Annotated in this window: 19 protein-coding genes; 11 read left to right on the top strand and 8 right to left on the bottom strand. The window is 62.5% G+C overall.

The genetic code is table 11. The features are described 5' to 3' along the window. The first annotated feature begins 6 nt into the window (after window positions 1-6). The 9 genes from ACUY2Y_RS00255 to ACUY2Y_RS00295 are packed head-to-tail and all read left to right on the top strand — an operon-like array spanning window position 7 to window position 8,133. On the top strand, window positions 7-1,548 hold the full coding sequence (locus ACUY2Y_RS00255; protein WP_448324323.1) for an anthranilate synthase component 1: 1,542 nt from the start codon (window positions 7-9) through the stop codon (window positions 1,546-1,548). Then, a complete protein-coding gene (locus ACUY2Y_RS00260) occupies window positions 1,545-2,201 on the top strand; it encodes an anthranilate synthase component II (RefSeq protein WP_448324324.1) in 657 nt (218 codons plus the stop codon). Before ACUY2Y_RS00255 ends, ACUY2Y_RS00260 begins: the two co-directional genes overlap by 4 nt. Next, the gene (gene trpD / locus ACUY2Y_RS00265) at window positions 2,194-3,222 is read left to right on the top strand and encodes an anthranilate phosphoribosyltransferase (RefSeq protein ID WP_448324325.1); all 1,029 of its coding nucleotides are present in this window, start codon (window positions 2,194-2,196) and stop codon (window positions 3,220-3,222) included. The genes ACUY2Y_RS00260 and trpD overlap by 8 nt, the downstream gene beginning before the upstream one ends. Continuing rightward, on the top strand, window positions 3,215-4,684 hold the full coding sequence (gene trpCF / locus ACUY2Y_RS00270; protein WP_448324326.1) for a bifunctional indole-3-glycerol-phosphate synthase TrpC/phosphoribosylanthranilate isomerase TrpF: 1,470 nt from the start codon (window positions 3,215-3,217) through the stop codon (window positions 4,682-4,684). The genes trpD and trpCF overlap by 8 nt, the downstream gene beginning before the upstream one ends. A gap of 40 nt (window positions 4,685-4,724) precedes the next feature. After that, entirely contained in the window at window positions 4,725-5,981 is a 1,257-nt protein-coding gene (gene trpB, locus ACUY2Y_RS00275) for a tryptophan synthase subunit beta (RefSeq protein ID WP_448324327.1), read from the top strand. After that, the gene (trpA, locus tag ACUY2Y_RS00280) at window positions 5,981-6,823 is read left to right on the top strand and encodes a tryptophan synthase subunit alpha (RefSeq protein WP_448324328.1); all 843 of its coding nucleotides are present in this window, start codon (window positions 5,981-5,983) and stop codon (window positions 6,821-6,823) included. The genes trpB and trpA overlap by 1 nt, the downstream gene beginning before the upstream one ends. Beyond that, window positions 6,820-7,203, top strand: coding sequence for a Rieske (2Fe-2S) protein (locus ACUY2Y_RS00285; RefSeq protein ID WP_448324329.1), 384 nt, complete (start codon window positions 6,820-6,822; stop codon window positions 7,201-7,203). Before trpA ends, ACUY2Y_RS00285 begins: the two co-directional genes overlap by 4 nt. A 43-nt stretch (window positions 7,204-7,246) precedes the next feature. Continuing rightward, window positions 7,247-7,576 (top strand): hypothetical protein, encoded by a 330-nt coding sequence (locus tag ACUY2Y_RS00290; RefSeq protein WP_448324330.1) that lies wholly within the window; start codon window positions 7,247-7,249, stop codon window positions 7,574-7,576. A gap of 26 nt (window positions 7,577-7,602) precedes the next feature. Further along, on the top strand, window positions 7,603-8,133 hold the full coding sequence (locus ACUY2Y_RS00295) for a hypothetical protein (protein WP_448324331.1): 531 nt from the start codon (window positions 7,603-7,605) through the stop codon (window positions 8,131-8,133). On the opposite strand, the gene ACUY2Y_RS00300 is transcribed toward ACUY2Y_RS00295, so the two are convergent. From ACUY2Y_RS00300 to ACUY2Y_RS00335, 8 genes are all read right to left on the bottom strand, one after another. Continuing rightward, window positions 8,130-9,794 (bottom strand): HNH endonuclease signature motif containing protein, encoded by a 1,665-nt coding sequence (locus ACUY2Y_RS00300; RefSeq protein ID WP_448324332.1) that lies wholly within the window; start codon window positions 9,792-9,794, stop codon window positions 8,130-8,132. The two genes, ACUY2Y_RS00295 and ACUY2Y_RS00300, sit on opposite strands and share 4 nt — an antisense overlap. A 269-nt stretch (window positions 9,795-10,063) precedes the next feature. Then, window positions 10,064-10,636 carry a hypothetical protein gene (locus ACUY2Y_RS00305; protein ID WP_448324333.1) on the bottom strand — a complete coding sequence of 191 codons (573 nt, stop codon included), beginning with the start codon at window positions 10,634-10,636 and terminating at the stop codon, window positions 10,064-10,066. Between the two features lie 197 nt (window positions 10,637-10,833). After that, complete coding sequence (locus ACUY2Y_RS00310) at window positions 10,834-11,220, bottom strand: hypothetical protein (RefSeq protein WP_448324334.1); 387 nt, start codon at window positions 11,218-11,220, stop codon at window positions 10,834-10,836. A gap of 54 nt (window positions 11,221-11,274) precedes the next feature. Further along, window positions 11,275-11,637, bottom strand: a complete 363-nt coding sequence (locus ACUY2Y_RS00315) for a hypothetical protein (protein WP_448324335.1) — start codon at window positions 11,635-11,637, stop codon at window positions 11,275-11,277. Between the two features lie 317 nt (window positions 11,638-11,954). Next, window positions 11,955-12,308 carry a branched-chain amino acid transporter permease gene (locus tag ACUY2Y_RS00320; RefSeq protein WP_448324336.1) on the bottom strand — a complete coding sequence of 118 codons (354 nt, stop codon included), beginning with the start codon at window positions 12,306-12,308 and terminating at the stop codon, window positions 11,955-11,957. Further along, window positions 12,305-13,024: an AzlC family ABC transporter permease gene (locus tag ACUY2Y_RS00325; protein ID WP_448324337.1), complete on the bottom strand. Its 720-nt coding sequence runs from the start codon at window positions 13,022-13,024 to the stop codon at window positions 12,305-12,307. Before ACUY2Y_RS00325 ends, ACUY2Y_RS00320 begins: the two co-directional genes overlap by 4 nt. A gap of 2 nt (window positions 13,025-13,026) precedes the next feature. Next, window positions 13,027-13,635, bottom strand: a complete 609-nt coding sequence (locus ACUY2Y_RS00330) for a YqgE/AlgH family protein (protein ID WP_448324338.1) — start codon at window positions 13,633-13,635, stop codon at window positions 13,027-13,029. Continuing rightward, complete coding sequence (locus ACUY2Y_RS00335; RefSeq protein WP_210573741.1) at window positions 13,628-15,097, bottom strand: CCA tRNA nucleotidyltransferase; 1,470 nt, start codon at window positions 15,095-15,097, stop codon at window positions 13,628-13,630. The genes ACUY2Y_RS00330 and ACUY2Y_RS00335 overlap by 8 nt, the downstream gene beginning before the upstream one ends. Before the next feature lie 157 nt (window positions 15,098-15,254). On the opposite strand from ACUY2Y_RS00335, the gene ACUY2Y_RS00340 reads away from it, so the two are divergent. Continuing rightward, the gene (locus ACUY2Y_RS00340; RefSeq protein ID WP_448324339.1) at window positions 15,255-16,097 is read left to right on the top strand and encodes an NUDIX hydrolase; all 843 of its coding nucleotides are present in this window, start codon (window positions 15,255-15,257) and stop codon (window positions 16,095-16,097) included. Continuing rightward, window positions 16,097-18,571: a hypothetical protein gene (locus ACUY2Y_RS00345; RefSeq protein WP_448324340.1), complete on the top strand. Its 2,475-nt coding sequence runs from the start codon at window positions 16,097-16,099 to the stop codon at window positions 18,569-18,571. The genes ACUY2Y_RS00340 and ACUY2Y_RS00345 overlap by 1 nt, the downstream gene beginning before the upstream one ends. The last annotated feature ends 53 nt before the right edge of the window (window positions 18,572-18,624 follow it).

The following is an 18,624-nucleotide window of genomic DNA, read 5'->3' on the forward strand; positions in this document are numbered from 1 at the left end:
CCAGCCGTGAGCGAGTTCCGCGCGCAGGTCACGCACCGCGAGGTGCGCTACCACGCCGATGCGTCGAGCCTGTTCGCCAGCATCGGCGGAACGGATATGACGGATGTGGTGCTGCTGGAAAGCGCCGACATCACCACGAAATCCGGTCTGCAGTCAGTCGCGGTGCTCGGCGCCTCGCTGCGTGTCACGTGCAACGGCCCTTCCGTCACGGTCGACGTGCTCAGCCCCGACGGGGAGGCCATCGCCGACCGTCTCCACGACCAGCTGGCCGAGTACGCGACGGGCGAGCGCACGTTCAGCTTCCCGCGACCGGACGCAGCCGACGAACGCGACCGACTCACCGCCCCGAGTTCAGCGGACGTTCTGCGCGCGCTCACCTTCGACGCCGGCTACACCGACACCGAGCACGCGACGTTGCCCATGCTCGTGGGCGGTTTCGCATTCGACTACCTCGCCACATTCGAGGAGCTCCCGGAGGTCCGGGACAGCACGAATACCTACCCCGACTACCAGTTCATTCTCGCGGACATCGTCCTCACGATCGACCACCGCGCGAGCACTGCACGGCTGACAGGAGTGGACGGGGGCAGGGGAGACGTCGATAAGCGAATGCGCACTTTCGCCGCGCTTATCGACGACGCCGAGCACCCCGCGCCCCGCCCTTCCCCCGCGCAAGGAGCTTTGCGCGTTGAGGCGAGCGTGGACGATGCCGAGTTCCGCCGCGACGTGGACAAGCTGAAAGACAATATCTATAACGGCGATATTTATCAGGTGGTTCCTGCGCGCGCGTTCACTGCGGATTGTCCCGATGCTTTCGCCGCGTACCAGTGTTTGCGCGAGACGAACCCGTCGCCGTACATGTTCTACGTGCGTGGACTCGACCGCAACGGGGAGCCGTACGAACTGTTCGGCGCATCGCCCGAGTCGAATCTGAAATTCGATGCCGCATCCCGCGAGGTTCAGCTTTACCCGATCGCCGGAACCCGCCCGCGCGGCGAGACCCATGAGCTAGATACCCGCATGGAGCTCGAGCTGCGCACCGACGCGAAAGAGATCGCGGAACACACCATGCTCGTCGATCTCGCCCGCAATGACCTCGCCCGCGTCGCCGTGCCCGGCACCCGGCAAGTCCGCGATCTACTGCAGGTCGACCGTTATTCGCGCGTCATGCACCTCGTTTCCCGCGTGACCGCGACACTCGCCGACGATCTCGATGCCCTCGATGCGTATCGCGCCTCGATGAATATGGGCACCCTGACCGGCGCACCGAAGCTACGCGCCACGGAATTGCTCCGCGAGCTTGAGGGAGTCCGTCGCGGTTCCTACGGCGGCGCGGTCGGGTATCTGCGTGGCGACGGCGAATTCGACACCTGCATTGTGATCCGTTCCGCCTATGTCCACGGCGGGGTGGCCACCGTTCAAGCCGGTGCCGGAGTTGTGCGCGATTCCGTCCCCCAATCCGAGGCCGACGAGACTCTCCACAAGGCCTACGCCGTACTCAACGCCATTGCGATGGCATCCGGCCAAGACGTGGAGGTGAACCGATGACCGCGCGCATCGTCCTACTGGATAACCGTGATTCCTTCGTCTACAACCTCGTCGACGCGCTGTCTACGCTGCCCGACGTCGAATTCACCGTCTTCCGCAACACCGTCACCGTCGACCGCATCCTCGCCGCGGAACCCGACATCATCATCCTCTCGCCCGGCCCCGGTTATCCCGCCGACGCTGGCTGCATGATGGAACTCATCGAGCGCATTCACGGCGAGATCCCAATCCTCGGCATTTGCCTCGGCTACCAGGCCCTCATCGAGCATTTCGGCGGCCGCGTTTCACCGTGCGGACCAGTCCACGGAATTAGCGAAGCCATGCAACTCACGGAAGAGGGCATTGGGCATCCGCTTTTCGACGGCCTCACCACCGACTCCGGCCCCCAATACCGCGACACTCCCGGACGCCTCGTCCCAGTGGCTCGCTACCACTCCCTCGGAACCGTTGATGTGCCCCAGGGACTCGTTGCTCTCGCACGTGTGCCCGCCAAGATCGGCGACGTAGTCATGGCTGCCGAAAGCACCGACGGCATGTCTATCGGCCTTCAATTCCATCCGGAATCGATTCTCACGCCTCAAGGACCGGTGATTTTGCAACGGTGCGTGGACCAACTATTGGCCCACTCCAAGAAAGGTGATTTCAATGGCTAGCAGTTCTTCACTCGATACGCTCCGCGCATTCCTCGACAACAAAACGCCGACTCTCGAGGAGGCGACTGAAGCATTCGTTCCGCTGACCGTAGGCGATTACGACGATGTCCACATCGCCGCACTACTCGCCACAGTGCGCACCCGCGGCGAGACATTCGCGGATATTGCAGGCGCCGCGAAGGCTTTCCTGGCCGCTGGCCGACCTTTCCCGATCACCGGCGAGGGGCTCATGGACACCGCCGGAACGGGCGGCGACGGCAAGAACACTATCAACATCACCACCGCCGCCTCCCTCGTCGCCGCCGCTGGGGGAGTGAAGATGATCAAGTGCGGAAACCGCTCCGTATCCTCCAAGTCTGGGTCTGCCGACGTGCTCGAGGCACTGAATATCCCGCTCGACTTGGATCCCGAGCGCGCCGTCCGCCAATTCGAGGCATCCAATTTCACGTTCCTCTTCGCCCCCGCGTACAACCCGGCCATCGCTCACGTGCAGCCCGTGCGCAAATCCTTGGGTATCCCTACTTTGTTCAACACCCTCGGTCCGCTGCTCTCGCCCGGTCGCCCGGAGTACCAGATTATGGGCATCGCCAACCCCGCTCTCGGACAGACCATCGCTGAGACCATGCGCGAACTGGGACGCGGCCGCGCCATGATCGTCCACGGCGCCGGAACCGACGAGCTCGCCGTCCACGGCGATACCCTCGTGTGGGAGCTCGACCGTGAGGGAAATATCGAGCACTACACCATCACTCCCGAAGACATGGGTCTTCCCACCTATTCGCTTGAAGAGCTCGAAGGCGGCGACGGCAAGGAGAATGCCACGGCCATCCGCGCCATTTTCGACAACACCGCCCCCGATGCGCACCGCGATGCAGTTGCCGCGACCGCCGGCGCCATTTTCTACCTCTACGGCACCGACCCCACGATTGCCGACGGCGTCGCACGCGCCCAAAAATTGCTTATCGACGGCTCCGTCGCCCAGTGGCTCTCCACCCACGAAGGAGCTGATTACAGTGGCTAATAAACATGCCTCTGACCAGCGCTTATCCGATACAGCTCCGCCTGCCGGCTTACCGACAGTCCTTGGGGACATAGTCACCGCACGAAAACGTCACATTGACGAAATTAAGGCTCGCATCTCCCATGTGGACCCGGCAAGCCTGCCGCGCTCCGAGCGCTCCCTCTACGATTCGCTGGCACGGCCCGGAACTCGCTTCATCATGGAATGCAAGTCCTCATCGCCGTCGCTCGGCATGATTCGCGAGCACTACGAACCGGGGGAGATCGCTTCCATCTACTCTCGCTATGCCGCCGGCATTTCCGTTCTCTGCGAACCGGAGCGATTCGGGGGAGACTACGACCACCTAGCCACCGTCGCCGCGACCACCCATCTTCCCGTTCTGTGCAAGGACTTCATTGTTGACCCGGTCCAGATTCACTCCGCCCGCTATTTCGGCGCCGACGCGATCCTCCTCATGCTCAGCGTCCTCGGTGACGATGAGTATGCTTCCCTTTCTGCCGAAGCTGACCGACTCGGCCTCGACGTTCTCACTGAGGTGATCGACGAAGATGAGGCAGCCCGCGCGACCAAGCTCGGCGCAAAGATCTTCGGAATCAATCACCGAAACCTGCACGACCTGACAATCGACCTCGAACGCTCTGCCCGGCTCGCACCACTCGCTCCCGAAGGTGCCCTGATTGTTTCCGAATCGGGCATTCGGGATGTCGAAACCGTCCGGCGACTCGGCGGTCACTCCGATGGCTTCCTCGTTGGGTCCCACCTCACAGGCACACCAGATATCGACTGGGCAGCACGCATGCTTGTCTACGGCCCAAATAAGGTCTGCGGCCTGACTTCTCACACCGCCGCACAGACTGCCCGTGCCGCCGGCGCAGTGTATGGCGGGCTCATCTTCGAGGAAAACAGCCCGCGCAATGTTTCACGTGAAACAGCGAAAAACATCATTGCTCACGAGCCCGGGCTCCACTACGTCTCCGTCAGCCGTCGCACCGACGGCTGGGACGAGCTGGTATTTCCAGGGATTCGCGCCGTGCAAATCCACTCGCCGTACCAAGGCTCGCTCGACGCCGAGCGTGACCTGATCGCGAAGATCCGCGACAGCGTCCGTGCCCTCGACCCGGATATTGAGATCTGGCGCGCAGTATCAATGTCAGATCCCGACGGGCCGGCGGTGGCAAAGGGTCTGGCAGGGGACGTCGATAAGCTCGTTCTCGATGCGAAGGACGGCGGATCCGGGACTGGATTCGATTGGTCCACGATTCCCGATGACGTACGGGGCCGCTCCCTCCTCGCCGGGGGATTGGGGCCGGAAAATGTCGACGAGGCCCTTAACGTTGGATGCCTCGGCCTCGACCTCAACTCGGGCGTCGAATATCCCGCGGGCGCAGGCACCTGGGCTGGCGCGAAAGACGCCGGCGCACTGCGCGTAACCTTCGACCGGATCCGCAATTTCCATTACTGATTAACGCTCAATAAAGACTTCCAACTACCAAGGACTCTTCATGACTGACTCCACAGACACACGCAACGGGGGACGCACGATTCTGCCGGCGTATTTCGGTGAATTCGGCGGACAGTTCGTCGCCGAATCGCTGCTCCCGGCGCTCGACCAACTTGAAAAAGCATTCGTCGACGCCTGGAATGACGAGCAGTTCATGGACGAGTACCGCGCTTTGCTCCGCGACTATCTCGGCCGCCCGACTCCGCTCACCGAAGCGAAGAACCTGACCAAGGGTAACGATTTCGCGCGTATCTTCCTCAAGCGCGAGGACCTCGTTCACGGCGGTGCCCACAAAACCAACCAGGTCATCGGTCAGGCGTTGCTGGCGAAGAAGATGGGGAAGAAGCGCATCATCGCCGAGACCGGTGCCGGTCAACATGGCACCGCGACCGCACTCGCGTGTGCGTTGATGGACCTTGATTGCGTAATTTACATGGGCGCAAAGGACATGGAACGCCAGGCGCCGAATGTCTACCGCATGCGGCTCATGGGCGCGGAGGTGATCGGTGTCGATTCTGGCTCCGGGACCCTCAAGGATGCGGTCAACGAAGCCCTGCGCGATTGGACCGCTACCTTCCACGAATCGCACTACCTGCTCGGCACCGCCGCGGGGCCGCACCCATTCCCGACTATCGTTCGCGAATTCCACAAGGTCATTTCCGAGGAGGCTAAAGCACAGCTCGCCGAGCGCACGGGAGCGCTTCCCGACGTGGTCGTCGCCTGCGTCGGCGGCGGATCCAACGCCATCGGTATGTTCGCTGACTTCATCGACGACGAGTCAGTGGAGCTCGTCGGCGCCGAGCCCGGAGGCGAGGGCATGGAATCCGGCAAGCACGGTGCCGCCATCGCCGCAGGTACAGTGGGTATTCTGCACGGGACGAAGTCCTACCTCATGCGCGATGCCGACGGCCAGATCGAGGAGTCCTATTCGATTTCGGCGGGGCTCGATTACCCGGCCGTCGGTCCGCAGCACGCACACCTGGCCAAGTCCGGCCGCGCGACGTATGCGCCCGTCACCGACGGCGAGGCACTCCGCGCGTTCCAGCAGCTCTCCCGTCACGAGGGCATCATTCCCGCCCTCGAGTCCTCACACGCGCTCGCGTACGCATTGCGCCGCGCCGAGGAAGCCCGCGACACCAGCACGTCGACGACCATCCTCGTCTCCCTGTCCGGCCGCGGCGACAAGGACATCGCCCACGTCCAGCAGACACTCGAGGAGCACCCGGAGTACGTCCTGAACAACTCGGAGGAGAAATAATGTCCCGCTTTGCCACCCTTTTCGCGGACCTCGACGCCAAACACGAAGGCGCATTCGTCCCCTTCGTCATGCTCGGAGACCCCTCCGCCGAAGATGCCGTAGACATCATCAGCACGCTTATCGACGCCGGCGCCGACGCCCTCGAGCTCGGCATTCCCTTCTCCGACCCCGCAGCCGACGGCCCGACCATCCAGAAATCGCACTTGCGGGCGTTGGACGGGGGCGCCACCGTCGATAAGTGCTTGGACCAGATCCGTGAGATCCGCCGCCGATACCCGAATGTTCCGATCGGCATGCTCGTCTACGCGAATGTGCCCTACGTTCGCGGACTCGAGAAATTCTACTCTGAACTGCACGAAGCCGGCGCCGATGCCGTGTTGATTCCCGATGTTCCGGTCCGCGAGGGCGCTCCCTTCATCGAGGCCGCGACCGGAGCCGGTATCGACCCCGTCTTCATCGCCCCCGCTCAGGCCCGCCCCGAAGTCCTCGAGGACGTTGCCGCGAACTCCCGCGGATACATCTACGCCGTCTCCCGCGATGGCGTCACCGGTGCCGAGCGCGAATCCCAGACGCAAGGGCTTGCCGACGTCGTCTCCAACATCGCCTCCTACAACGGCGCCCCCGTCCTTCTCGGATTCGGTATTTCTACCCCGCAGCACGTGGCCGACGCCGTTGCCGCTGGCGCCGCCGGCGCGATCACCGGCTCTGCTATCGCGAAGATCATCGACGCCCACGTCGATTATGCGCACCCGAATCCCGGCACCATCCGCGATATCGATGTCCTGAAAGACGAGCTAAGCGAGTACGTCAGCACCATGAAGCAAGCTACGATCAAAGCATGACTGAGTTCTCCTGTTCCCGCCGCACATTCCTGCTCGGCACCGCGACCACCTTCGCCGGCGCATTCCTCGCCGCTTGCGGCAAAGCCCCGTCCGCGGAGGTCGCCGCCACGGAGGTTCCTGTCGGTAGCGCGGTGATCGTGGACAACCTCATCATCGCCCAACCCACCGAGGGCGAGTTCGTCGCCTACTCCGCTAAATGCCCGCACCAGGGCAACCCGATCACGCAAGTCGACGGCGATACAGTGCGGTGCCCGTCTCACGGCTCGGTGTTCAATATCGCGACCGGCGATCCCGTCTCCGGACCGGCTGCAACAGGCATGACCACCGTCCCCGTCCGCGAGGAAGGCGACACTGTCGTCGCTGGCGGCAGCAACGAGTAGCAATAGGAGCAAGAAAATCAGCGAAAATCCCATGCGCCTCTTCGTGAAGACAATTTTCACCACCCCAGACGGGTCCGGGCTGGTGAATGTCGCCGAGCTAGCTGAACTCGACGACACCCGCACTCACTGCCGCATGGTCAGGATGATCGAATTGACCCCTGACAATTCCATCGTCGGCACATACACTGAGGGCACGGTCTACGGCAGTGCTAACAAACCCCTCGATGTCGTGCCACACCCAGACCAGCTCGGCCAATTCGAGGACATCGAGCACCACATGCTCGAGAAAAGCGCTTTCGATGGACTGTGGGCAGAAGCCCAAGCCATTTTCCCGGACATTCCCGATCGCCCAACATCCCCCGACCCGAACTAAGACCCTCGAAGCAGGAGTAGAAGATCATGGTGCGACAGTCCACAAAGATTTTGGCCGGAATTATCTTGGCGGCTGCCTCTCTCACTGGTTGCAGCCAATTTTCCGACGACATTGATGAACCAACCCTCACGGAGCATAGCTCCACCGCGAGCCCAAGCCCCGCCGCCAACACAGAAGCTGCAGGAACGACAACGATCGAGTCTGGGCCGTCCTTCGTGAAGTGCGAGAAGAAGGACACCGCGCAGCTTGCCGACGGCAGCACCGTCACCGACACCCGCCGATGTGGCGATTTTGAGGAAGAATCCGCACAACCCGAGCAGCCGGAACAACCAAAGCGACCGGCACAATCTGAGCAACCAGCAGCCCCGGAAGCTCCCGCAGCTCCTCCGGCTGCACCTGCTGAACCAGAATGCACCGGCGGTGCCGCGGAATGCGGTTACGGTCACGATGAGCAGGGAAACCCGAACCCATCCTCGGGTGAGCTGCAGACCCAGTACGGATGCGAACAGGGTTATATCACCGACCCCGAGTTGTGCGCCGCGGTGAGGGATCTCTAGAACGGCGGTTCCTCGGGGAGCTGACATCCCCGGTGCTTTTCTGCCCCATTTTTCTGCCCGTTTTCCGGTGATTGTCCATTCACCTCCTCGGCTTCATCTTCGGGAGGCTCCGGACGGAACGGGAATTCCATGTTGAATTCCTTTTCGAGTTCGGCGATCGCTTCGAGCGTCTCCTCGTAGGTGATCGGGGAGAGTTCCTCAGAATCGGTACCGGATTCTGCGCCAGAATCGGGTTCGTCGTTGGTGGGGCGGGGGAGGCCTGCCTCGTACGCGTCGATAAGCGTGTGCCCTTTCGCGAGAAAATGGGCCTTTTTACGCTTGCGGTGCTCGATGTCCGCGGTGGAAGCGCGCCAGCGCGGTGCAGTCGGGGTGACCTGGGTGCCGATGAATCCGGCGGGTTCGGTGCGGGCGTAGGTTCCATCGTCGAAGAGCCAGATGATTTCGCCGGTGACCGGATCGGGCACGTAGAAAGCACGGCGATCGGTCTTGATGTTGTGGTGGTGAGCGCACAGGCAGTAGAGATTCGCTGCAGTGGTCTGGCCGCCTTCGTCGTAGGGGATGCGGTGGTCGAGCTGGCAGCTCCACGCCGAACGGTGACAACCCGGGAAGATGCAGGTGCCATCGCGGCCGCGAACGTACGCCTTGACTTTGTCGGGCGCGATATAACCGGCGACTGCGTGGTCCTTGTATTCTTCGAGGTCGATGATCTTGTCGGCCATCTCGTGGAAGGCTTCCGTGCCGGCACCGGTAGTCCAACCGAATCCGGGCAGGAATGCAGACTTCGACGGATCAGGCATTCCGTTCTTCATCGGCGCATAACCGTAGATGGTGGCCGACGTGGAACGAACCTTGTCGAAGATGAGCAGACGCAGTGCGTCCCACTGATCGACGCCATTTTCACGCGCGATGGCGTTGAGCTCGGCGCGCATAGCGGCGACTTCCACCTTGTCGCCCGTGATATTCATGTACGCGTTGCTGGGGTCGCCGGAACCGGAAGGGGGCACGGAGAAGGAGATCTCTCCTTCACCCGGCCCGAAAGGTTCCTTCTTCTCTTCCCGGTCCTTACGCTTCTTCTCGTCGTACGCGGCGGTGGAATCGAAGTTGGCGATCATCGAATTGATGCGGTGCGTGATCGCTTTCTTCGTGGGCAGCTGCTGGTTCATCTTCTCCGGCGTGAACAGGGCCGTGAGCATGTCGTCGAACTTCGCGTACACCTCGTCCGACACGTTGTTGCCCAGATCCGCGAGGCCGTTGGCGATAGCATTGACCCGCTCGAGATCGAGACGGTAATGCTCGAATTGGAGGGCGCGGAGCTTGGGCAGATTGCGCAGGCACATATACGCGGTGATCGCGTTGTCTACCTGCGGCTTCGTCATTCCGGTCTGGGTGCAAACCTGAACAACTTCGCGGTCGTGGTCCTTAGAGCAGAACCCATAACCGGGCTCGGAATAGGGTGCGAAAATCTTGGTCTGTGCCTCACGGATGGCCAACGCGGCGCGGCACGTCGCATTGTCGAAGTTCTCAGTGGCGAAGCAGGCGGGTTTCTTGGAACGGGCTCCTTCCTTCTCGGGCTGATTATTGGTCGTGCTATTGGAATCGGTGTGATGTTCGTTCGGAGGGCTGTCAGTCTTTCTATCTTCGGGTGGTCTCGCTGTAGTCATTGTGCTGGCTTTCAGTGAGTGCTTTGTTTGGTTGTATAGAACACTCTTTCACATAGGACGAACCATACCCCTGGAAGGTTTGCTCACATTCGCCCCTCTGTTCGACTCTAGTTGCAAAACTCCAGGTCAACCCTGTGGATAACTTTTGCTTTTCGAACAACCCCGGATGCGAGACCACCATCTAGACAGCGAACCAAGGTCGCACTGAGTACGAACCGCAAAGCAAACCGCGGGCCACACTGAAAGCCACCGAGCCCACGGCGCAAAAGCTACGGCAAGTACGCCTCAATCTGCGCGCGTACATCGCCCTGGACTCGCGCGAGATTCGACTGCGCATCAGCCTGCAAACGCGTGAAATCAGCAGAAGTGGGAAGCGCGATAAGACCAGCCTGATCAGCCGCGAAAACACCGCCGAACAGACCCACCAGGACACCAGCAGCGATCCACCAGTTCAGAGCCGTGCCCAGTTGCTGTCCACGCGCAGCATCCCACCGCAGGGAGCTTCCGAGCACCGCATTCGCGGATTCGTTGTTGTCGTATCGCGCCACGTTTTCGTCGACCGCATCCATGCGCTCTTCAAACCCATCGGGGATCTCAAGGTCGTAAATCGACTCAATGATCGGGGAGAAAAAGCCCTTCCGAGAGGCGGCTGCCCACTCCTCGCGTAGATGCTCGTCCGTTGCCATGCTGGAGTGCTCGGAACTGTGCTCTGGGGAGCTGAGCTCGAGCAACGGCTTGATCGAGCTGTGCTGATCAACAGGCCGCTCCTCGCCAGCATGCGCGGGCACGGCACCCGCAACGAGTGCGACGGTCAGGGCAGCAGCGACGGCACGACGCTTCATGGAAACTCCTTGAACGGCAGAAATACAGCACAGCAAGCATAGGACCTCAACGCATCTTTAGCAGCACGTTTACAGAAAATTCACTCACCGAGCAAAAAGCATTCGCTTATCGACGCCCACCCCTCCCGCGCAGAAGCCCCAACCCGCATCCCTTTGAAGGAGCGTGGTTGGGGCTAAAAGACTGGAGCGCTAGGGCGCTAGAACGGGAGCTTCGGCAACTGGACCAGACCCTGCTGGACAGCGAAATTACCGAGACCGCCGAGAATCAGGGCGGTGATGCCGGTGCCGAGCAGAATGTTCAGAGTCTTACCCGAGGCGTAACCGTTAGCGGCGTCATTACGGAGGGAACTGTAAAGAGCCTGCGCAGCGGGGGAATCTTCAGCCGGGTTCTGGTGCTCCTTGATCGCAATTTGCTTCATGAGCGCAGTGACATTTCCATTCCGCGCTTGCTCCAGGAGGTAGCTCTTCAGCTCAGTGTCCGAGATTTCGGACGAGGTTTTATTCTCAACTGCCTGGGCGGGGGCGACGGAGAGGGACAGGGCCGTGGCGGCTGCAAGGCCGGCGGCGAGGATACGACGCTTCATGTGGGGACTCCTTTGTGGATCTCTACGACGGCGAGTGAGTTCGCGTGGATGTTCCTAGAACGGCAGCTTCGGAAGCGGCAGCTGACCGGACTGTGCCGCACCGCCGAGCAGGGCGAGCACCGCGACAGCGATGCCGGTGCCGAGCAGGATGTCGAAGGTAGTTCCCATTGTGTAGTCGTTCTTCCAGTCGTTCTCGGAAGAGGGCAGAGTAAACTTGTACAGGGCTTCATTGACTCGATATACCCGTTCCAGTTTTTTGGGATCACGGCCAGCATCATCCCGCCTCTTTTCATACATCTTGCTGCTGGACTCGTACGAGGAAGTCAGCTCGAGCTTGGACGCTGCCTGGGCGGGGGCGACGGACAGGGACAGGGCAGTGGCGGCTGCAAGGCCGGCAGCGACGATACGACGCTTCATGTGTGGGCTCCTTGTGGGGTTGTGGGGCAATCAGCAAGGGGAAAGCCCACCCGTCCGGAGCACCGAGCGAGTGGACTTCAGCGATTTTAAGAGGATCTTCTTAGAACGGCAGCTTCGGAAGCGGCAGCTGGCCGGACTGTGCCGCAGCTGCGACGCTTCATGTGTGGACTCCTTGTGGGGTTGTGGACTGAAACTTGAGTGATCGGGGTGTGAACCAGTGAGAAATGATCAACCAATGTAATTGGCGTCATTTGATTAATAGCAGAGCCAAACCGAGTTGTTACTACAACTGGAGAAAAAGTTACCGAGCAGTGACCCTAGAACACCAGATTGATGAGCAGCATGTAGATGGCGGTGCCGGTGAGGATGGACAGGCCAGCGCGGCGCTTCCAGGCATGCAGTGCGAGGGTGATTCCGGCGGCTATGAGGGCAGCGACGAGTCCATGGGGAATGTCAGGGTCGAGAGAAATTGAGGAAATTGTGTAGATAAGGAGGACAGTCATCACGCCGACCGGCATGGTTGCGCCGAGGAACTGGACAACGGGGCTGTCCTTGAGCAGCCGCAGGAACGAAAAGGGGATGGCACGCAGGAGCACAGTGACGATGCCGACGGGAATGAGGACAGCGGCGACCATGGCGAAGGTGACGCCTTCGGGAAGGCCCAAGATCACTGACCTCCTTCGTGAGAGGGGCGGAGCTCGAGGGCGCGGTCGAGGTCGGGGTGCGCGTAGCGGAGCAGCAGGACAAAGAAGTAGGCGGTCAGCGCGACCATGAGGAGCCAGGAGGGGGCGACGACGGCGACAAGGATGGCGATTGCTGTGACGGTCAGCGGCAGGGAGAAATCGCGGTTGGAATTGAAGGACTCGTAGGCGAGAACGACGAAGAGGGCGGTCAAGGCGAAGTCCATTCCTTTGACCTCCGGCGGGATGACCTCACCGAGCAAAGCGCCGAGAATGCCGGGGATGACCCAGAGAAGTTGGCAGACGATCTCCACGGTGAGGATGCGGGTGCCAGTAAGGGTCGAGCGGGTGGAGGGGGGAAGGGAGGAGATGACGGCGTAGGTTTCGTCGGTAAGCGCGTAGGTGGAGTACGCGCGGCCGAGAGACGACGAAATGCGGTGGCGGGGGAAGGTGAGGCCGTAGAAAATGTGGCGGAAATTCACCATGAACCCGGTGACCGCCGCGGACAGTGGGCCGACGCCCGCGGAGACGAGCTGCACGGCGAGGAACTCCATCGACCCCGCATAGATGACGACGGAGAAAAAGGGGGTCCACCACCACGCGAAACCAGCTTGGGTCATGACCAGGCCGAATGCGAGGCCGAGGGGAATCAGCCCCAGGCCGACAACCCACAGGTCTTTGAGGGCGGCGTGGATCTCCCGATCCACGGCTAGTTGTCCTCGAGGTCCGCGGGGAAGGTCGAGAAGAGGGGCAGGGGCATCGGTTGACGGCGCAGGACATCGCTGTACAGGTCGGCGGCGGCGGGAGCGATGACGTCGGTGGGCAGGGCGGGGGCGACGTACCAGTCGCCGCGCTCGATCTCCTCGTCAAGCTGGCCTGGGGCCCACTCGGCGTAGCCGGAGAAGACGCGCATGCCCTCGAGGAGACCTTCGACAGACTCGGGCTCGGCCTGCAGGTTCACGTGGACAAGGCGATTAGCCAGACGGGTGAAATCGGGGTGGTCCTCGATGACGGTGCCGGAAGACGTCATGCCGACGGCAATAGCGGCCTGGGGGCGCAGGGGTCCACCGACATAAAGAGCCTGCGGCTTTGCCACGTGGGGGAGCCAATCGGGCAAAACGGAGTGGACGGCCAATTCGGAGCGGCGGTTGAGGACGACGCCGAAGGTGGCGGAAGGGGAGACGTCGATAAGCAAAATGACGGTGCGGGAGAAGTCATCCGCGAGCATGCCTGGGGCGGCGACCAGCAGCATTCCGGGCGCTGGTGTTTCGCGCTCGAGCGCGGTGAATAAGCGGTCCGCGTAAAAGAACTCAGCCATTTTCCTTCTCCCACCAAGCCTTGAGCTCCGCAACGGCCTCGTCGTGGTCTAGCTCGCCGCGTTCGAGGCGCAGGTCCTTCATATACTTCCAGGCTTTGCCGACCTCGGGGCCCGGTTTGAGGTCGAGAATCTTCATGATCTCGTTGCCGTCGAGGTCCGGGCGCACGCGGGCGAGGTCCTCCTTGGCGGAGATCTCCGCAATGCGTTCCTCCAGCTCATCGTACGTGCGGCGGAGACGCGCGGCCTTCTTCGGATTGCGGGTGGTGCAGTCGGCGCGCACGAGCTTGTGCAGGCGCGGAAGGAGATCGCCGGCATCCGTGACATAACGGCGAACCGCCGAATCGGTCCACTGGCCCTCGCCGAAACCGTGGAAGCGCATGTGCAAGTAGACAAGCTGGCCGACGTCCTCGATGACGTGCTTCGGGTACTTGAGCTTGCGCATACGCTTGCGGGTCATCTTCGCGCCCACGACCTCGTGGTGGTGGAAGGAAACGCCGCCGCCGGGCTTGAGCTCGCGCGTGTCCGGCTTGCCGATGTCGTGCATCAACGCAGCCCACCGCAACTTGAGATCCGGGCCCTCGTCCTCGAGCTCCGTGGCCTGGCGCAAGACGGTGAGCGAGTGGGCGTAGACGTCCTTGTGCTGCATGTGCTCGTCGCGCTCGAGTTGGAGCGCGGGAATTTCGGGGAGAATATGGTCGGCCAGGCCGGTCTCGACGAGCAGGTCAATGCCCTCCCACGGCTGGAGACCCAGCATGAGTTTGTCGAGCTCAGCCTGGACGCGCTCAACCGTGATGCGGCCGATCTCTTCTGCCATGTCCGTCATCGCACGCTTGACGCGCGGGCTGACGGTGAAGCCGAGCTGGGAAACAAAGCGGGCGGCGCGCAGCATGCGCAGCGGATCGTCGCGGAAACTCACCTCGGGTTCTTGAGGGGTGTCCAAGGTACGCCCCAGCAGATCCTTCAGGCCGTCGACGGGGTCGTGGAAATCCAGCGACAACGTGCCGTCGGCGGCGGGAATGAGCTCGATTGCCATCGCATTCGCGCGGAAATCGCGGCGGACGAGATCGCCCTCGATCGTGTCGCCGAAGGTGACCTCGGGGTTGCGCGTCACACCGTCATAGAGGTCGGCGCGGAATGTGGTCACCTCCACCTGCTGGTCGTGCTTCACGGTGGACACGGTGCCGAACTCAATTCCGGTGTCCCACACGGCCTCGCCCCACTCGGTCAGGATCGCCTTGATCGTCTCCGGGCGGGCCGAAGTGGTGAAGTCCAAGTCGTGGCCCAACCGTCCCAGCATCGCATCGCGCACCGGGCCGCCGACGAGAAACAGCGACTCGCCCTCGGCGGCAAAGGCGGCAGCAAGGGGTCCGAGCAGGCCAGCGAGCTCGCCAACGGCACTTTCCGCGCGGGCGAGCAGGGCAATGAACGCTGTCGGATCCCCCTTCTCCGGCAGGTTGAACAGCTCCGCCGGGTCGGTGGACGTCGTCTGACTGCTGTTCTGGGTGGTCACCCGCACAACCTTACAGCCCCACGCAAACCACCCAGTAGCACCTCACAGAACACCACCTTGGAGCAACTCAAGTACCACATGGTCACCACGGGCGGATACCATTCAATAGATGGCTCAAGAAACCCCCGGCGATTCGAATTCGCCGCAGCACAACACGCGCAGGCGCAAACGCCGCCGGCGCGCGTCGAGCCGCGCCCACGATAACCAGAGCCAGAACAAAGGCCAGAACAAGAGCCAAGGCAAGAATCAGGGCCAAAATCAGGGCGATAAACACGGCGACAAGCAGGGTGACAAGAATCGTCGCCGCAAGCGTCGCGGGGGAAGCAACAACCGGGGCAATAACCAACGGGGCAACCAACGCGGTAATCAGCGCGGCCGGAATCGCGGCGGCGGGGGCAATAGGTACCGCAAGCCTTCGCACAAGAACGCGCAGTACGCGTCGCAAAACATGGAAACGCGCGACGAAACGAGCGCGGGCGGCCTCGTCGTTTCGGGCATGGCGGAGGCAGTTGCGCCGGACGGTTCCGTGGACATGTCGCAGATCTACGTCGCACTCATCGGGCGGCTCGACAGGCGCGGGCGTTTGCTGTGGTCCATGCCGAAAGGGCACGTCGAGCCGGACGAGCACCAGTGGGACACCGCGCGCCGCGAGGTATGGGAAGAAACGGGTATCTCGGGGGAGCCGTTCGCTGAGCTGGGCGTGATCGATTACTGGTTCGTCTCGGAGGGGGTGCGCATCCACAAGACGGTCCACCACAATCTGTTGCGCTATGTCGACGGGGTGCTCAATGACGAGGACCCGGAGGTCACGGAAGTCGCGTGGGTGCCGGTCAGCGAGTTGATCGAGCATTTGGCGTACGCGGACGAGCGGAAGCTGGCACGCATCGCATTCGACAAGATGCCGGAGCTCGCCCGCGCGGAAAAAGAAGCGGGAAGGACCACCCCGCGGTGATGATTCGGCGCACGCATCGGGCGGCTGCGGTGCTCACCGCGGCGGTGCTCTCATGCGCGGCCCAGCCCGTCCCCGTCGATCCGAACGATCCCGCAGTTGCACACGAGTGGGTCAACGAGCAGATCCGTCCCGACGACGGGGAGCAAGGACTGAAGCTTTCGCTTATCGACGCCCCGGCCACCGTCCCTTCCGGCAACCCCCTGTCCGTCACTGTTCGTGTCAGGAATGAATCTGACGCGGACGTCTCCGGACTGACCGTGGCACCACTGCGCGGACCCGCCTCCGGCTCGGTGTCGGACGCGCGGGCGGCGAGCGTGGCATCGGTCTCGGAGTACCACGCGGCTGGCGACGAAGTGAAGGTCCCGGAGCTGGCACGAGGCGAGGAGACCGAGATCAAGGTCACCATCCCCACCCAGAAACAGCCGTACAACAGTAATTTTCCGATGATGCTGGTGCTGGGCCAAGACGGCGCGACGCTGGATACGGAGCGCTGGCACATGGCGGTGAAGGGGGAAACGCCTGAGAATGAAGCAGAAGCAGAGGCAGAGGCAACCAAGCCCGCAGGAATGAGCGTGCTGTTCCCGATTTCTGCGCCGGTGGACATCGTGCCGGGGGAGACGGGAGAGGCGCCGAACCGGCCACCGCTGATTCTGCGCTCGGAGGAACTCGCCGCTCAGGTCGCGCCCGGGGGGCGCTTGGACGAACTGGTGAACACGTACGAGGAAGCGACGAAGGACGAGGGCGTACGCAGCTCGACGTGTCTCGCGGTCGACCCCGCGCTGCTCGACACCGTGGAACGCATGGCCCAGGGCTACACGGTGGATGACGACCGGCCCTCGCCAGGACTGAACCGGAAGCGGCTGCGCGATTCTTGGGGCGGTGACGAAGCTAGCGCAGGTGCGGAACAAGGCACAGGTGCCGAAGATGCCGCGGCGTGGCTGGACAAGCTCCGCGGGGCCGCAAAAAACAATTGCGCGGTCGCACTGCCGTGGGCGAATACCGACCTGAACGCAGTGGCGCGCACCGGCGACACGTGGCTCATGCGAGAGGCGGTCGAGCGCGGACCCTTCACAGCAGAACGCATCCTTGGGACCCCGGTGGTACGCAACCTGGTGGTGCCCGGCGCGGGCTACCTCACCTCCGAATCCGCGCCGGGCATGGGCTGGGCTGACCTGAGCAAGTCGGACCTGCCCGTCACCGGGATGCACACCCAGTGGGAGCTCGACCAGCAGGCACAGGCGAAGAATTCCGAGGCGCCTGGCGGTCGCATCGAGGGGGAGCAGGGCGTTGCCTTGGACAACCTGAACAACCCGGCACTGCCGAGCGTGGCCGACATCGCGGCACCAGAACCGGCTGAGACCGTGCGGGTGCTGGTGGCGGACAACACGGTGGATACTGTCGAGAGGTTCGCCACTCTCACGCCTGGGGTCACGGCGGTGACATTCGATAGTTCACTGGCGGCCACTTTGGCAGCGACGGGACCAGCGCCGGAAACAACGGGGTATTCCGACGAGCACCTGCGCTACGACTACACGCTCGACTCGGTGCAAGCGCGGGATCTCACTGCGGCGACGGCAGTGCGGACCGCGGCGGAACGGGCAGAACGGTCGGAAGAGCTCGATCCGACGCTGGTGAACCCACCGGCGGCATGGGAGGCCTCGACGGCGCAAGCGGTCATGGCGACGGTGACGGAGCTCTTCGGGGAGCGCACTGCCGCTCCGATGACGCTCGAAAATTATGTGGGGGCGCCGGGACAAGTGGGGCAGGGGGACGTCGATAAGCTCGGCGTCCCGGAGAGCGACCCGGCTGAACTCACGGACACCGAAGTGCTCAATTCTGGGCAGCAAGCGCGCTTCATCAACGACCTGACGGCACTGCTGGCCAACGACAACGCGATCGCGCTGACGCGGTACGGGTACACGTTGCCGCTGCGCACAAACCTGCTCACCGCGATGACGGTGACCGGGCGGCGGGCGTACACGGGCTACGCGGAGGCGGAAAAGCGCACCCGGGAGCGCCTCAACGGAGGCCGAGACACGCTAGCGGCGCTGAGGTCGTCGATCGCGCTCATCCCGCCGGGAAACGTGTACACGCGCACGTCTGCGTCGTCGCCACTTTTGATCGTCGCACAGAACGGCCTGCCGTTGCCCGTCGACGCGACGATTCTCTACCGCGGACCTGAGGGGGCAAAATTGAACACCCCGACGGAATTCCGCATCCCGGCGCGTGGCTCGATCACGCTGCAGATGACAGCGGACCTGCCGTCGAATAACGAACGCACCGACTTGCAGTTATTCCTGGCCACACCACAAAACCAAGCGATTTCGCAACCGGTGGGCATCGGGGTGCAGACGGCGGGGACGTCGATAAGCAACTGGGTGCTCATCTCGCTGCTGGCGGGACTGTTCGTGCTCGCTGTTCTCGCGCAGTTGGGGAAACGCCGACGAGATAGAGATTCGCGGCAGGCCGACTAACATACCCTTGACCCAGAATTCCCGAACCCGGGATTCTCAAGACTTGGAGTGTG

The organism is Corynebacterium sp. 20-84, assembly GCF_053479455.1.